Annotated in this window: 12 protein-coding genes and 4 pseudogenes; 4 read left to right on the top strand and 12 right to left on the bottom strand. The window is 41.0% G+C overall.

The window, feature by feature from the left end:
• Nucleotides 1-24: 24 nt before the first annotated feature.
• On the top strand, nt 25-237 hold the full coding sequence (locus ACFN7Z_RS18280) for a DUF3330 domain-containing protein (protein WP_000993245.1): 213 nt from the start codon (nt 25-27) through the stop codon (nt 235-237).
• A 79-nt stretch (nt 238-316) separates the two neighbouring features.
• Here the strand turns inward: ACFN7Z_RS18280 and ACFN7Z_RS18275 are convergent.
• The 6 genes and pseudogenes from ACFN7Z_RS18275 to ACFN7Z_RS18250 form a co-directional block, all read right to left on the bottom strand.
• A pseudogene (locus tag ACFN7Z_RS18275) lies at nt 317-940 on the bottom strand (IS5 family transposase); the annotation flags it as partial.
• A gap of 45 nt (nt 941-985) precedes the next feature.
• Nucleotides 986-1,402: pseudogene (locus tag ACFN7Z_RS18270) on the bottom strand (recombinase family protein); the annotation flags it as partial.
• A gap of 49 nt (nt 1,403-1,451) precedes the next feature.
• Nucleotides 1,452-2,156, bottom strand: coding sequence for an IS6-like element IS1006 family transposase (locus ACFN7Z_RS18265; protein ID WP_001067784.1), 705 nt, complete (start codon nt 2,154-2,156; stop codon nt 1,452-1,454).
• Nucleotides 2,157-2,361: 205 nt separating this feature from the next.
• Nucleotides 2,362-3,990 (bottom strand): iron ABC transporter permease, encoded by a 1,629-nt coding sequence (locus ACFN7Z_RS18260; protein ID WP_039890603.1) that lies wholly within the window; start codon nt 3,988-3,990, stop codon nt 2,362-2,364.
• An 81-nt stretch (nt 3,991-4,071) separates the two neighbouring features.
• The gene (locus ACFN7Z_RS18255) at nt 4,072-5,088 is read right to left on the bottom strand and encodes an extracellular solute-binding protein (protein WP_130114511.1); all 1,017 of its coding nucleotides are present in this window, start codon (nt 5,086-5,088) and stop codon (nt 4,072-4,074) included.
• Nucleotides 5,089-5,109: 21 nt separating this feature from the next.
• Nucleotides 5,110-6,234, bottom strand: a complete 1,125-nt coding sequence (locus ACFN7Z_RS18250; protein WP_126034948.1) for an ABC transporter ATP-binding protein — start codon at nt 6,232-6,234, stop codon at nt 5,110-5,112.
• A gap of 725 nt (nt 6,235-6,959) precedes the next feature.
• On the opposite strand from ACFN7Z_RS18250, the gene ACFN7Z_RS18245 reads away from it, so the two are divergent.
• Together ACFN7Z_RS18245 and ACFN7Z_RS18240 are read left to right on the top strand one after the other, a co-directional pair.
• On the top strand, nt 6,960-7,247 hold the full coding sequence (locus ACFN7Z_RS18245; RefSeq protein ID WP_130114512.1) for a BrnT family toxin: 288 nt from the start codon (nt 6,960-6,962) through the stop codon (nt 7,245-7,247).
• Nucleotides 7,234-7,548 (top strand): BrnA antitoxin family protein, encoded by a 315-nt coding sequence (locus ACFN7Z_RS18240; protein ID WP_130114513.1) that lies wholly within the window; start codon nt 7,234-7,236, stop codon nt 7,546-7,548. The genes ACFN7Z_RS18245 and ACFN7Z_RS18240 overlap by 14 nt, the downstream gene beginning before the upstream one ends.
• Before the next feature lie 76 nt (nt 7,549-7,624).
• Here ACFN7Z_RS18240 and ACFN7Z_RS18235 read toward each other — a convergent pair.
• Nucleotides 7,625-7,852: pseudogene (locus ACFN7Z_RS18235) on the bottom strand (ISNCY family transposase); the annotation flags it as partial.
• A 51-nt stretch (nt 7,853-7,903) separates the two neighbouring features.
• The gene (locus tag ACFN7Z_RS18230) at nt 7,904-8,608 is read right to left on the bottom strand and encodes an IS6-like element IS1006 family transposase (protein ID WP_001067784.1); all 705 of its coding nucleotides are present in this window, start codon (nt 8,606-8,608) and stop codon (nt 7,904-7,906) included.
• A gap of 60 nt (nt 8,609-8,668) precedes the next feature.
• On the opposite strand from ACFN7Z_RS18230, the pseudogene ACFN7Z_RS18225 reads away from it, so the two are divergent.
• A pseudogene (locus ACFN7Z_RS18225) lies at nt 8,669-9,379 on the top strand (IS3 family transposase); the annotation flags it as partial.
• 191 nt (nt 9,380-9,570) lie between these two features.
• Here ACFN7Z_RS18225 and ACFN7Z_RS18220 read toward each other — a convergent pair.
• Genes ACFN7Z_RS18220 through ACFN7Z_RS18205 form a run of 4 tightly spaced genes read right to left on the bottom strand, consistent with a single transcriptional unit; the run spans nt 9,571 to nt 15,933 of the window.
• Nucleotides 9,571-9,936: a copper-binding protein gene (locus ACFN7Z_RS18220; RefSeq protein ID WP_130114467.1), complete on the bottom strand. Its 366-nt coding sequence runs from the start codon at nt 9,934-9,936 to the stop codon at nt 9,571-9,573.
• Between the two features lie 33 nt (nt 9,937-9,969).
• Nucleotides 9,970-13,116 (bottom strand): efflux RND transporter permease subunit, encoded by a 3,147-nt coding sequence (locus tag ACFN7Z_RS18215; protein WP_130114468.1) that lies wholly within the window; start codon nt 13,114-13,116, stop codon nt 9,970-9,972.
• Between the two features lie 13 nt (nt 13,117-13,129).
• Nucleotides 13,130-14,629 (bottom strand): efflux RND transporter periplasmic adaptor subunit, encoded by a 1,500-nt coding sequence (locus tag ACFN7Z_RS18210; RefSeq protein WP_270429573.1) that lies wholly within the window; start codon nt 14,627-14,629, stop codon nt 13,130-13,132.
• Nucleotides 14,629-15,933, bottom strand: coding sequence for a TolC family protein (locus ACFN7Z_RS18205; RefSeq protein WP_130114470.1), 1,305 nt, complete (start codon nt 15,931-15,933; stop codon nt 14,629-14,631). The genes ACFN7Z_RS18210 and ACFN7Z_RS18205 overlap by 1 nt, the downstream gene beginning before the upstream one ends.
• Between the last annotated feature and the right edge of the window lie 29 nt (nt 15,934-15,962).

Genomic DNA, 15,962 nt, shown 5'->3' with positions numbered 1-15,962 from the left:
CTACCAATCTGGAGGAGTACCACCATGAACGCAAACGCCCCGAACACTGCCAGTTGCACCACCTGCTGCGTATGCTGCAAAGAAATTCCGCTCGATGCCGCCTTCACCCCGGAAGGCGCGGAATACGTCGAACATTTCTGCGGGCTGGATTGCTATGAACGCTTCCAGGCACGCGCCAAGGCCGCGACAGAATCTGACATTGCGCCTGTCCCTGGCGGTTCGCAGCCGTCAGATTGAAGCATTCTTCAAATTAACATAGGGACTGGCTTTGTTGCATAAAGGTTTGAAAGATAGAGCGATCCTAATTGAGCCAAATTCAAGTGACAACTTGGGTGTGAGGGCGCCCCAATTCTGTGAATTTGTTCAAGACGGCTACGCGTGCATGAATCTCATTCACCTGACTAGGAAAACTCCTTGCTGTTAATTTATCGCCTAATAATTTGATGCAATGCATCTTGGTTTCCACCAAACTTCGACGATGATAACCAGACCACTTTTTCCAAAGTGACCTTCCTAGCAGTTTGACTGTTTTCAATAACTCATTTCGTTCTATAGACCTGACTTGCTGATCTTTCCAAGGCTTTGCATTCTTCCTGGGTGGAATGACCGCATGTGCATCACGATTTAAAATGACTTGTCGGCAGTGCTTTGTGTCATAAGCACCATCTGTATAGACTGAATCAATTCGTTCATCCAAGGGAACTTGAGAAAGTAAATCTTCGAGCACTTGTGAATCGCTGACATTATTTGTCGTGAGTTGTACTGCACGTATTTGAAGGGTTTCAGCTTCTATAGCAATATGGAGCTTACGCCATTGGCGACGATATTCAGATCCATGTTTCTTGCATTTCCATTCACCTTCACCTAGAAACTTCAAGCCAGTAGAGTCCACGAGTAGATGCAGACCATCTCTACTTTTTTGGTAGCTAATTGTAATATCTGAATAGCCACTGATTTTGTAGGCACCTTTCAGTCCATCTAGTGACTAATTAATTTGTTTTAAATACCGATAGACAGCCTGTCTACTGATACCAAACGCTTTTGCCAGATCAACTTTTGATGAATACTTCCCTTCTTTCCAGGCTTGCAGTAATGCTTTAGCTTGATCTGGATTCAATTTATGGACACGACCTTTATATTTGCCCTGAGCTGCTGCGATCTTAATCCCTTCTTTCTGACGTTCTAAGATAATTTCCCGCTCGAATTGAGCAAAAGCACCCATCAGTTGCAGCATCAAATTATCCATCGGCGTGGATTGGGCAGTAAAAGTAATATTCTCTTTTACAAACTGGATGGCGATCCCTCTTTTGACCAGTTTATCTACTTCAGTGACCAAATCTTTTAGACTTCGTGCAAAACGATCCATGGAATGTACAATCACCCTATCCCCTTCCCGGACGGCACTGTTGCAAATAGAGATTTGAGTCGATGATGTTCCCTTTAAAAAGTACTTAGAGACCAAAAACCCTGTTGATTAGACACACTTCACCCTGAGGCTGACCATAATAAAATGACGATGCTTGTCCTTTACGTAGTGCACGCATGACTTCAATACCTTTAATTGTGGCATAAGCCGTCTTCATAGATTTGAATCCTAATGTGGCCCTGATGATCCGCTTTAGCTTGCCATGATCACATTCAATCACGTTATTTTTATACTTAATCTGCCTGTGCTCAAGGTCTGGTGGACATTTACCTTCCCGTTTTAACCGTGATAAAGCACGTCCATATGTGGGTGCTTTATCCGTGTTGATCACTTGTGGAATTTGCCACTTCTTCACATTATTTAAAATTTTTCCAAGAAAACAATATGCTGATTTGGTATTACGTCTAGAAGAAAGATAAAAATCAATGGTATCGCCACGTTGATCGACTGCACGATACAGATAAGACCATCGTCCATTCACTTTTACATAGGTTTCATCAATATGCCACGAGCTCAGATCTGTAGGATTACGCCAATACCAGCGTAAACGTTTTTCTATTTCAGGAGCATAACGTTGAACCCAACGGTAAATAGTCGTGTGATCAACATTCACACCCCGTTCGGCCAGCATTTCCTGCAGTTCACGATAGCTAATGCCATATTTACAATACCAGCGCACAGCCCAAAGAATGATTTCGCCCTGAAAATGCCGACCATGGAAAGGATTCATATGCTGCACCTTTAGCTAAAACAGTCTTCAGCTTACCATTCGTGGTTATTTGCAACAGTGCCCGTTAAACTCCCCTTAAAAAATATATCTTCTCAATAACCGTCAAAAGGATAAGCGATGGAATATATTTATGACATATGAAAAATAGCTGTTTAATCAGCTTTTTTACATTGCTTTGTGTATTTCTTTCGCTATAACAGCTATTTTATCGGCCAGTTTTACCCATTCGAGCAAGTAAAATAACTGGGATTAAGCCAACCAATACAATGAGTAAAGCTGCTATTGCACCATCTTCATAGGTGCCTCTTGAGGCTTCCGCATATAGCTGTGTAGCAAGCGTTTCCATATTTAGTGGTCTTAGTAACAGAGTGGCAGGCAATTCTTTCATGCAGTCTACGAAGATCAATAATGCAGCCGAGATGATCGCAGGGCGTAAAAGTGGGAAATGAACTCGCCATAAAATACCCCGTCTGTTCTGTCCTAAATTGCGTGCAGCATCATCAATAACCCCATGGATCCGGTTATATCCAGACTCTATTCCACCAATCGAAATGGCCAGAAAACGAACAGCATAGGCATAGATCAAAGTGAAACTAGTACCCAAAAATAGTAACCCTGTAGAAATGCCGAGCTTGAATTCAAGAAAATCTGCCACCGCATGATCGAGAGCACCCAACGACAGCATAAGGCCGATTGCGAGCACAGTACCCGGAATGGCATAGCCTAAACTTGCAATACGACTAAACCAGGTATTTCGGCTAAATCGTGCAGCGCTGACAATCAAGAAACCTATAAGGATGGTAATGAATGTGGCGATACTGGCTAAGGTAAGGGTATTCATCGAAGCTTGTAATAAATATTCAGAAAAACCAGCGTATTGAATACGTTTATAAGACTCCACCAATAAATGGCTGAACGGGATGAGGAACCCAATACAAACAGGGATAAGTCCAAGCCCGAATAATATTAGCGCTCTGGTTCCTTTAATGGGTTGAGGAGACATCAGCCGGCTGCGTTGAGCCGAGTTCATGTAACGCTGTTTGTGTCGTCCCAACCTTTCTATGATCACTAAAAAGGTAATGATCATGAGCATAAAAATGGCAATCTGTGCGGCACTTGCCAGATCAGACTGGTTGATCCATGTTGAATAAATGGATAACGTTAGTGTTTTAATGCCAAGAAACTCTGTTGCACCGATGTCATTAATGGTTTCCATTAAAACCAGACTGGTGCCCACTGCAATTGCCGGTCGAGCGAGTGGCATCGCGACTCTCAAAAAGACCTGATCGGGTTTCAGTCCCAAGCTGCGTGCGACTTCAATCAGACTTGCTGACTGCATTAAAAACATTGCGCGGGTGCTTAAATAGACATAGGGATAAAGGACGAAACTTAATAAAAAGATTCCTCCCCACACCGAGCGGATATTAGGGAACCATAGCTGTTGCATGTCTAACCCCAACCCGTCTCGCAGCAGGCTTTGGGCGGGACCAATGGGATGCAGAATATCGATATAGCTATAGGCAATGATATAGGTGGGTACTGCAAGAGGTAACAGTAGTGCCCAGTCGAGAAAAGCTCGACCATGAAATTGATAAGCCGTGACGATCCAGGCACTTCCTGTGCCAATAAGAATGGTCAGTAGACCAACACCAAGTAGAAGTAAAGATGTTTCTACCAATGTAGGTGGGATAACATAGCGAATCAGATGTTCCCAAATATCACTATTGCCTTGCAGTGCTGTCCAAACTAAAGCAAGGACGGGTAAACAGGCGAGAAGCGTCAATAGTCCACTTAGCGAAAATAACGAACTAAATTCAAATTTCTTTTTTGGCATTGAAGATCTAGGTATGATGAGAGGTGGAAACAAACCTGATCTTACAGAGAGAGTAAATCCTCCCTGTAAGTCGAGCGAGATTTAGTGATTAAACTGTACCTTATCAACCAAAAGATTGGCTGTTTTGCGGTATCGGGCAATTTCACTTAAGCGAATTGAATCCACCTTGAGTTTGCCAAAGCTTGCAATAATCGGGTCAATTTTAACCCCAGGTTTCACTGGATATTCAAAATCGCTTTTCGCATAGATCGCCTGAGCATGGTCAGAGACTAAAAACTCGAGCAATTGTACTGCTTCTTTACGATTGGGCGCATATTTAGATACGACGGCACCTGAAACATTGACGTGTGTACCACCATTTTCAAATCGCGGTAAAACCACATTAATGGAATTGCCCCAACGTCGTTGCTCTGCATCACCTGTGCGCATGGTGCCAACATAATAGGTATTTGCTACCCCAATGTCGCAAATCTTGCCGAGAATATCCCGTGCTACATCACGATCACCACCACTCGCAGGACGTGCTAAATTCGCTTTTACACCACGTAACCATTTTTCAGCTTCTTTCTCACCATGATGGGCAATATAGGCTGCGATTAAACCTGTGTTATAAGGATGGCTGCCGGAACGGATACAGATCTTATCTTTCCATTTTGGACTAGCCAAATCTTCATAAGAAATAGCAGTGATGGGAGTGCGCTCTTTAGAAACATAAACTGCACGTGCACGCATTGACAATGCATACCAGTGCCCATTTGCAGCACGTAAATTACCCGGAATTGAGCTGTTCAATACTTTTGAGTCTACACGTTGCGTCAAACCACTTTCGACTAAATCCACCAAATTCCCAAAGTCGACAGTGAGCATCACATCTGCAGGCGAACGTCGGCCTTCAGCTTTAACGCGTTCAAGCAACCCATCTTTAATAAAAACAGTATTGACTTTCACCCCAGTTTTTTGGCTGAACTCTTTTAAAAGAGGTTGAATTAGAACTGGTTCTCGTGTGGTATAAAGGTTGACTTCAGCTGCATTTACCCAGTTACAGCTAAAGGCAACTAGACCAGTTAAAAGAAGGTGAACTTTCGATAGTGATTTCATTTCTTATTTCCTTAACAGAGTTTAAACCTGAACTGCTTGTTCAAGCTGAGATGTGATGGCTATGTTAGAGTCGTCATCGGATGCAAAGAAGAAACATGCTGTTAAGTCTACGGATACATAGACTTGTTCAGTTTCAAAAAAATGCTGGAGATGGTCAACTTGAGCCAATAAAATGGTCGACTCAGCAGCAAGTTGCAGATGTAACTGGTAAGCGTGACCCATAAAACTGGATGAAATGACTTTTGCTGCGGCAGCGCCTTCGACTGGTTCTCTACAAACCTGTACCTGATGCGGACGGAAACAACAGGAAATCGATTTTTCAGCATATGCTAAGTTTTCAGGTAGTGCGATGTGACCAAAAATTGTTTTGATTTGATGATCTAACCGCTTGGCCGGTATTTCATTCAAAGCAGAAAAATAGCGTGCCGCGAACAGGGTTGAGGGCTGCAAATAAAGTTGCTTAGGTGTGCCGATCTGAATAATTTTCCCTTGATGCATCAATATAATTTGATCAGAAATTTGCAAAGCCTCTTCCGGATCATGCGTTACGATAACAGTAGTGGTTGCTGTCTTTTTTAAAAGGTCAATCGTACTTTGGCGGATTTGATCACGTAGCCGATGGTCCAGATTAGAAAAAGGTTCATCCATGAGTAACACATGGGGTTTAGGAGCCAAAGCACGCGCCAGAGCAACGCGCTGTTGTTCTCCACCCGATAAGGTGTATGGATAACTATGCATGTGATGATGCATGGAAACATGTTTTAAGGCTTGTTCTGCAATTTCTTGTCGCTGCTGTTTTGAGAACTTTTTTAACCCAAACATCACATTTTCCAGCACATTCAGGTGCGGAAACAACGCATAGTCTTGAAAAACCAGACCAATATTCCGTGCTTCTGCAGGGATGTGCTGTTCTTCATTCCAAAGAATGTTTTGTTCAAGCTGAATTGAGCCACTACTCGGTTCTTCTAAACCTGCAATCAAACGTAGCATGGTGGTTTTACCACAACCTGAATGTCCGAGTAAGCAAATGATTTGCCCACTCGTTGCAGACCATGTGGCTTGATTAACAGCAAAATGTGAGCCGAATTTTTTGCTTAATTTATTAATAGTTAATACATTGTTTGAATGTTCTGCATAGACATTCATGTTCAACTCGCAGTGCTATTTTCTTCACTAAATAATAACTAATAATCTTTCTCATGTAGAGAATTTTTATCAGTTTGATACAACATAAAATATTAAAATTGAGTATGGGTATATAAACGAAAGAAGTGAGATATTATTTTTGGAGAGTCTAGCTTTCTAACAACTCTCTTACGAAACTTTTCCTATTTTATATTTTTAGAACTAGGTGTTTATTTTTATATCAAAAGAAAATCCAAAAATGACACATGAATCAGTGTTAAACAAAAAATTTAAATGGATCTTCTTCTATGGTGGTCTTGGATAGGGAAGTAGTTTTGCTCTTATTTTCATATCATTAGATTCCTTCAACATAAACCTCAAGGTTTTGGCTCATTCCCTTTATTTTTAGCAATTTGTATTGTTGCTGGAATGATTCGTGGATGGGTAATGTCTAAGTCGACTATAGGTAGAAAATCTGAAAAAGCTCTCCTAATTGAACACATTATCATCAATTTAACATAATGGTGGTTATACGCAATACACTTGTATATTAATATAAATATCAGACACTTAATAAAACCTTAAAAAGCCAAAAATGCCCAAAAAGCCGATTTTGAAACAAGTCGGCTTTTTTATGAGCGGTTTTAATAGTTCTTGCCAATAATTTCGACTAAAAATTACGCTTCTCAACTTGAGTGATACAATTTTGTGATACAGTATTGTATATACAAATTTGAATGTTTTTTATGAAACAGTATTTCGAATGGGATGAGGCAAAGAATCGAAAGAATCAGAAAAAGCACGATGTCTCTTTCGAAACTGCAAGCCTTGTTTTTGAAGATCCACTGAGGATCTCAATTCAGGACAGACATACCGATGGTGAAGAACGTTGGCAGACCATTGGAAAAGTGAAAGGCGTACTAATGCTCTTAGTAGCTCATACCATCTTTGATGAAGATGACTGTGAAATCATAAGAATTATTAGTGCAAGACAGGTAACTAAAGCAGAGCGAGATAAATATGAGCATGGTTAGACACTCACGCAAAGAACTGAATGAAAAATTCAGCGACAAGCAAGATGCTGAAATTGAACGCTTGCTTGCTAAAGGCACGGTTCCTGACGATCATCTAGATCTATCAGATATGCCTGAAATTACCGACTGGAGTAATGCTGTACGCCACAATCAATTCTATCGTCCAGTGAAGCAACAAACATCTATTCGTTTAGATGCTGACGTACTTGCATGGTTCAAAGCACAAGGTAAAGGTTATCAGACACGCATGAATGAAATCTTACGAGATGCCATGCTAAAAGAATTAAAAAATCATCAGTAAAAATGGGAGCTTAAGCTCCCATTTTTGTGTTATTCCTAAGTAGAAATGTCCTACCTAATAACCAAATAGAAATGTCCTATATGGACATTTCCAAGTCAAGCACAGGATTTAGATTTCGTTCTTGAATTGCTGTTTTCTGTGCACGTCTGCTTGGCATCTTTTGAGAACGATTACGTTTGTTTTGCTGTTCCAGTTCTTCATGCTGTTGTTGGATATGCGCCAGAACCGAGCCTAATCTTTTATTCTCAACCACTTGATTCTGCTGTAGTCCAGCCAGTTTATTGAAGACACTATAGTTGATCTGGCACTGTTGCAAATAGAGATTTGAGTCGATGATGTTTCCTTTAAAAAGTACTTAGAGACCGAAAACCCTGTTGATTAGACACACTTCACCCTGAGGCTGACCATAATAAAATGACGATGCTTGTCCTTTACGTAGTGCACGCATGACTTCAATACCTTTAATTGTGGCATAAGCCGTCTTCATAGATTTGAATCCTAATGTGGCCCTGATGATCCGCTTTAGCTTGCCATGATCACATTCAATCACGTTATTTTTATACTTAATCTGCCTGTGCTCAAGGTCTGGTGGACATTTACCTTCCCGTTTTAACCGTGATAAAGCACGTCCATATGTGGGTGCTTTATCCGTGTTGATCACTTGTGGAATTTGCCACTTCTTCACATTATTTAAAATTTTTCCAAGAAAACAATATGCTGATTTGGTATTACGTCTAGAAGAAAGATAAAAATCAATGGTATCGCCACGTTGATCGACTGCACGATACAGATAAGACCATCGTCCATTCACTTTTACATAGGTTTCATCAATATGCCACGAGCTCAGATCTGTAGGATTACGCCAATACCAGCGTAAACGTTTTTCTATTTCAGGAGCATAACGTTGAACCCAACGGTAAATAGTCGTGTGATCAACATTCACACCCCGTTCGGCCAGCATTTCCTGCAGTTCACGATAGCTAATGCCATATTTACAATACCAGCGCACAGCCCAAAGAATGATTTCGCCCTGAAAATGCCGACCATGGAAAGGATTCATATGCTGCACCTTTAGCTAAAACAGTCTTCAGCTTACCATTCGTGGTTATTTGCAACAGTGCCGTATGGTGTACGTAAAGTCTGGCAAAAACTGAAACGTGAAGGCTATATTATTGCACGCTGTACTGTTGCTCGATTAATGAAAAAGCTAGGTATACAAGGTGTTTGGCGAGGTAAGAACAAACAAACCACCCGTAGCCGAGATGACCAAAAACGAGCAGATGATTTAGTGAAACGTAATTTTACTGCTGATCATCCTGACCAACTGTGGGTCAGTGACTTTACGTATATTCAAACTCATTCAGGCTGGGTCTATACCGCCTTTATTATTGATGTGTTCTCACGAGCAATTGTTGGATGGAAAGTATCGACACGGATGAATACAGATATGGTGCTCGATGCATTAGAGCAAGCCTTGCACGATCGAGGCATGCCAAAGAATGTGATTCATCATTCCGATAGAGGTGTTCAATATCTTTCTATTCGCTATACCAATCGTTTAGAAGCAGCAAATTTACGAGCATCAGTCGGTACAACTGGTGATTCATACGATAATGCTCTGGCTGAAACGGTGAATGGCTTATACAAAACAGAGGTGATTGAATATTTAAAAGCAGATTGGCAAGGTTTAGCAGATGTACAACTTGCGACACTAAACTGGGTAGATTGGTTCAATAAAAAGCGTGTACACAGTGCACTGGGTTATGTATCGCCTTTTGAGTTTGAAGCAATGTACTATGATAAGATTAACCCGTTAGGTCAGGTGGCCTAACTTAAATAAAAAAGTCTCCGACAAACCCGGTACGGTTCAAATGCTTTCTTGCCTTACAGTGGAATTGATAAAATAAAATTCAAGAATTGAACTATATAAACTGGAATTTTTAAAGCGATCTTATTTAACTTCTATAAAAATGCCAATAGCGTCTAAAGGATATAACACTATTGGCACCATATACTAGTACATTATGAATTATTAGGCTTTACAGCGATGATTATATAATTTTCTCCTTCTGCTTTTAATTCAAATTCAACTTTATCCCCTACAGTTAAACCATTTAATAAGGATGGGTCAGCAACTTTTAAGCCCATCATCATTGCAGGCCATTTAAGTGCAGGAATTGCTTCATGGTCGAGTGTTAAAATATTTTCTTTCGTATCAATAGCAGTAATCACGCCAACGGCTTGAGCCGTTGTAGCGGTAGAAGACTCCTTATTCATCTGCTCCATAGGTGCGTCTGCTTTCTTCTGCTCTGATGCTTCATTTTTACTACATGCGCTTAATGCAGCAATGGTGGTAACAAGAGCAATAATTTTCATAAATTTCAACATAATAAAACCTCTTTAGACGAAATAATAAAACGATCAATGTGTTGATAGTTTTCTTTTGATTAAAAGCTGATATGCAGCTGGGATAACAAACATTGACAGTAGAGGAGCTGAAATCATGCCCCCAACCATAGGTAAAGCAATACGGCTCATCAATTCGGAACCTGTCCCAGTCCCTAAAAGTATAGGAATTAAGCCTGCCAAAATGACGGCAACCGTCATGGCTTTAGGACGAACGCGTAGTACAGCTCCTGTTCGGATTGCATCATTGAGTTGTTGCACCGTTAAAGACGCTGCTGAAGAAGGTAAATGTTGTTGGGTATGATCTATCGCTTGTTTTAAATAAAATAGCATGACCACTCCAAACTCTGTGGCAACACCGGCAAGTGCAATAAAACCAACAGCAATTGCCACTGAAAAGTTATAGCCACTCAAGTATATGGCCCAAATACCACCAATTAAGGCAAAAGGTAGAGTCAACATAATCAGAGCAGCATCTTGTACTTGTCTAAAGATCAGGTAGAGCAATAGAAAAATGATCATCAAAGTAATTGGAATTATTACTTTTAGTCGAGCATTTGCACGTTCCATAAACTCAAACTGGCCTGAATAGCTGATGCTCATAGCAGGAGAAAGTTTGACTTGCGAATCAATGGTTTGTTTCAAATCTTGTACAACTGAAGCTAAGTCACGTCCTTGCACATCAATATAGACCCAACCACTAGGGCGGGAATTTTCGCTCTTCAGCATTGGAGGGCCATCTGTAATCTGGATATTGGCAACGCTACTTAAGATAATTTGCTGACCTGACTCGGTAACAACAGGTAAATTTCTCAAAGCTTCCAGTGAGTCTCGAATCTCTCGTGGATAACGTACATTAATAGGATATCTTGCTAATCCCTCAACAGTTTCACCAATATTTTTTCCACCTATCGCTGATGACACAATTTGCTGTACATCATCAATATTAAGACCATATCGTGCAGCTTGCATACGATTGATATCAACATCAATATACCTGCCACCCGTGAGCCGTTCAGCTAAAGCTGAGCTAACACCAGATACCGTTTTAGCTGCTTGTTCAACTTGTTGTGCGACCCGATCAATATCTTGTAAATTGTTTGCTGAAATTTTAATTCCGATGGGACTTTTAACCCCAGTCGCCAACATATCAATCCTGTTACGAATAGGCGGTACCCAAATATTCGTTAAACCCGGCACCTGAACTGCCTTATCAAGTTCTTTCACCAATTTTTCAGGTGTCATCCCAGCACGCCACTCAGATCGAGGCTTAAATTGAATTGTTGTTTCAAACATCTCCAAAGGCGCTGGGTCTGTAGCTGACTCAGCTCGTCCAGCCTTACCAAATACCGTTGCAACTTCCGGAATGGTTTTAATCATCCTATCTGTTTGCTGTAGCAGTTCAGAAGCTTTGGCTGCGGACAATCCCGGTAAAGCCGACGGCATATATAGTAAATCGCCTTCATCCATTTTAGGTAAAAATTCTCCACCTAAACGGGTCAGAGGGTAAAGGCTCACTAGAAAAATAAGCAATGCAACCAGTAATGTCGTCTTTGGATAAGCTAAAACTTTATCCAACATAGGACCGTATATTTTGATGAGAAAACGATTTAGTGGATTACGTTGTTCAGACGGTAATTTCCCGCGGATCCAATACCCCATCAATACTGGAATTAACGTAATGGATAAACCAGCTGCCGCTGCCATGGCATAAGTTTTGGTAAATGCCAATGGTGAGAACAAGCGTCCCTCTTGTGCCTGCAAGGTGAAAATAGGAATGAAGGATAAGGTAATGATGAGTAGACAGAAAAATAAAGCTGGACCAACCTCACTGGCTGACCGAGCAATAATATCCCAACGTTCTTGTGGTGCTAAGATTTGATCAGGATGCTCATGCTGCCAAGCTTCTATATGTTTGTGTGCATTTTCTACCATTACCACCGCAGCATCGACCATGGCCCCAATCGCAATGGCAATACCACCCAGAGACATAATATTGGCATTTAACCCCTGATAATACATGACCAGGAAAGCCGATAAAATCCCAAGTGGTAGAGAAACAATAGCCACCATTGCTGAACGTAAATGCCAGAGGAAAAGTCCACAGACTAATGCCACGACAATGAACTCTTCAATCAATTTATGGCTGAGATTCTCTATAGCCCGATCGATCAATTGACTACGATCATATACGGGAACCACCTGCACACCTTTTGGTAGGCTCTGTTGTAATTCCGCGAGCTTTACTTTAACAGCAGCAATAGTTTCACGTGCATTTTTACCTGCTCGTAAAATCACAACGCCACCAACAGTTTCACCTTGTCCATTCAGTTCACTGATACCACGACGCATTTCTGGTCCAAGCTGTATCGTTGCAATATCACCCAAAGTAACTGGAACACCAAAACGATTTGTCCGTAGTGGGATCTGGCGAAAATCATCTAATGTTTTTAAATAACCAGTGGCTCGTACCATATATTCGGTTTCAGCCATTTCCAAGACTGAACCACCCGTTTCTTGATTAGCTTTTTGAATCGCTTCAATGACATTATCTTGAGTAATACCTAATGACGCCATTTTGCTTGGGTTTAAAACAACCTGATATTGCTTCACCATTCCCCCAATCGTGGCAACTTCAGCCACATTGGGTAATGTCTTCAACTCATACTTTAAAAACCAGTCTTGTACGCTTCTCAACTGAGAAAGATCATGCTGTCCTGTTGGATCAACTAATGCATATTCATAAATCCAGCCAACCCCTGTAGCATCTGGCCCTAATGATGATTTCGCATCCGCAGGCATATTTCCTTGTATCTGATTCAAGTATTCCAAAACACGTGACCGTGCCCAGTAGAGGTCTGTATGTTCGTCAAAAATGACATAGACAAACGAATCACCAAAAAAAGAATACCCCCGAACATCTTTAACTCCAGGCACTGATAACATGGTGGTTGTTAAAGGATAAGTCACCTGATTTTCAACAATCTGTGGTGCCTGACCGGGAAAATTAGTTCGTACAATGACTTGTACGTCAGATAAATCTGGTAAAGCATCAACAGGAGTATTTTTAACAGCCCAAGTCCCCCAGATAGCCAGAACTAAAGCAGCTAGTAATACAAATACTCGATTCAAAATTGAAAAACGAATAATACGGGCGATCATAATAGTTCTCCCGTTAGTTCTTTATAGATGTCATAGACATCTTTGAAATGTCAGAAATGACATAAGCATCTCCAACTTTTGTAAAACTAAAGTTGACCTGGTCACCTTGCTGAATCTGAGTAAATGGCTGTACTGGCTGTTTAAAGCTCATGGTCATAGCACCCCAACCCAACTCAGGAATAGCCTGATGTGAAATAGTAACTTCCTGAGCTGTGACTTTTTCAACTTTTCCAATGCCTTGATATTTTGATGTCTTAACTGCTTGAGAGGGGGTAATAGATTTTCCAGTATTCAGCTTATCAAGTACGCCCTGTAAATTTGCTTCAGAGTCAATCAAGAATTGTCCTGAAATTACAACTTTTTGACCTACTTTCAAACCTTCTAAAATTGCAATCTTATTTCCATCACTTTGCCCTAACTGAACAACAACAGGTTCAAAACGTCCTTGCTCATGAGCCACAATGACAATATTACGGGTGCCTGTACGGATAACAGCCTGCTCTGGAACTATTAAACTGCTTTGAGGATTGCTAGATAGTTTGACAGAGGCAAACATCCCCGGTTTGAGCTGTGCCTCTTTATTAGGTAATTCAATACGAACTTTTATGGTTCTGCTAGTAGTATCTAAGGTAGGTAAGATATCAATTACTTTACCCGAGACTATTTGAGGGTATGCTGTAAAAGTAACTTCGACTTTACTTCCTCGTTTGATTCCAGCAATTTGTGTTTCAGGTATTGCTGCTTCTAACCAGATTGGGTTAATCCCTTTAATGATGGCCAGCGTTTGCCCCATAGCTAAAGCCATTCCATTGCGGACTTCTAGTGAATCAATAAATCCACTAATGGGAGCTTGCAAAGTTATATTAGATTGCACTCGACGAGTTCGCTCAACTTGATGAATCACATTTTGTGGTATTCCTAAAAGCTGCAAACGTTGACGGCTTGCTTGAATAAGGGAACGATCTCCAGTACGGAGCACAGCTAAAAATTCAGTTTGCTCTCCAGTCCATTCGGGTATTGAAATATCAGCAATAGGACTCCCTTGCCTTACCATATCTCCTACAGCATGCCCATACACTCGCTGAACAAAGCCACTTGCTCTAGTTTGTAAAATAGCTGTTTGCCGTTCATTTGCTTGTAATATGCCATTAGTAAACATGGCATTTCCAATTACAGCCTGTTCAACAGTGCCGTAACGGATGGCTAAATTTTGTTGAATAGATGGATCTATTTTGACTGTAGGACGACTTTCATCGGTCATCGCTGCATTTTCATCTGCATATTTAGGTACCAGTTGCATGTCCATAAATGGAGACTTACCTGGCTTATCAAAATGCTGTTCAGGCTTCATTGGGTCGTACCAATACAACACTTTGGCATCCTGTTGTTGACTTGCCGATGTCGATTGAGGATTGTCTTTCTGATGTGCTATCCAATATCCAGCACCACCACCTGCAACCAAACTAATTGTGGCAACTCCTATGACAGTCACTGCCAATTTATTTTTTAACATTATGGCTGCTCCTCAACATAGTTTAAGGTTGGTTCTTCAAAGGCAAAATAAAGTTGGGCTTTAGTCACAGCCTGTTGTTGTTGAAGATCAATGAGACGCAATCGTTGTTCTAGAAGAGCTTGTCGGGCAGCAATGATATTGGTCAAATTAGTTTTCCCCGCTTGATAAGTTGCTAACTGTAAATTCACTTTTTGTTTGGCAAGAGGAATACTCTTTTGCATCGTGCGATTAATTTGTTGGTCAAGAGCGTCAAGATCAGATAACCCTTCATCTAACAAGGTGAGATATTCACGATACTTAACCTCTTGATCGGCAGTAATCCGGTTTTGTTCAGCTAAAGCTGCTTGAATGAGTGGACCACTCCGTTTTTTTGAAAAAACAGGGAGTTCAGTTGTCAGTTGCACACCGATCATATCGCCAAACTCAGGTGCTCGATGCTGATAAGCAAACTCAATGCCCCAATCTGGTTTTTGCAAAGCTTGAGCTTGCCTAAGTTTTGCTTCAGCCGTTTTCTTTTCAGCCTGATAAGCTTTTAACTCAGGATGTTGGTGCAAGTGATGATACAACTTTGATGTATCAAGAGAGATTATTGGTGCTTGGGTAGATAAGGTTTCAATTTGAGAGATGTTTTCAGTTGGTTCTGCACTTACCAGTCGATGTAGTTCTAACTTGGCCTTTTTTAAATCTCGAAGTAAATCATCTTTTTGATCGAGTAGAACATTACTTTCAAGTCTTGGATCAAGTGCATCAGCAACCATAGTTCGACCAGAGGTGACCTGTGTTTGGGTCATCTGAGAAAGTAATCGATTCTCTGAAAACAGTTCATCGTATAGCGCCAATTTACGCTCAAGATAAAAACGTTTAAACCAAGCAGATGCAACTTTTTGACGTAACTCAATACGTAGAATCTCAGTTTGAGCAGTGACTGAACCCAATTCAGCTTTTGCTAACTCGACCTCGGCTTGTCTTTTGGCGCGGTTTGGAAAATCTTGCATAACACCAATTTTCTGCATAGTCATACCTTCCTGTGTGATTGACCATGCAGCATCACCAGATATAGGGTAATTATCTAAGCCCACAAATAGTTTAGGGTTGGGTAAAATACCTGAAGCTGAAACCATATTCTCAGCTCCCTCAATCTGAGCACTATTTGCTCTTAGGGTAGGTGCATATTGCTCAGCAAGCTTCAAAGCTGTATCCAATGTCAGTGGCTCGGCATAAGCTTGACCATAGATCAAAGAGAAACAGATCGTAGCTATCTGCCATCTCCCCCCCGGGGATAGCTTTTCTTTATAAAAGTTCATATTTTTAGCTCTAAAATGATATACACGCG

Source organism: Acinetobacter sp. P1332, from assembly GCF_044057475.1.
GTDB classification, from domain to species: Bacteria; Pseudomonadota; Gammaproteobacteria; order Pseudomonadales; family Moraxellaceae; genus Acinetobacter; species Acinetobacter johnsonii.
This window is presented reverse-complemented; position numbering and strand designations above follow the sequence as displayed.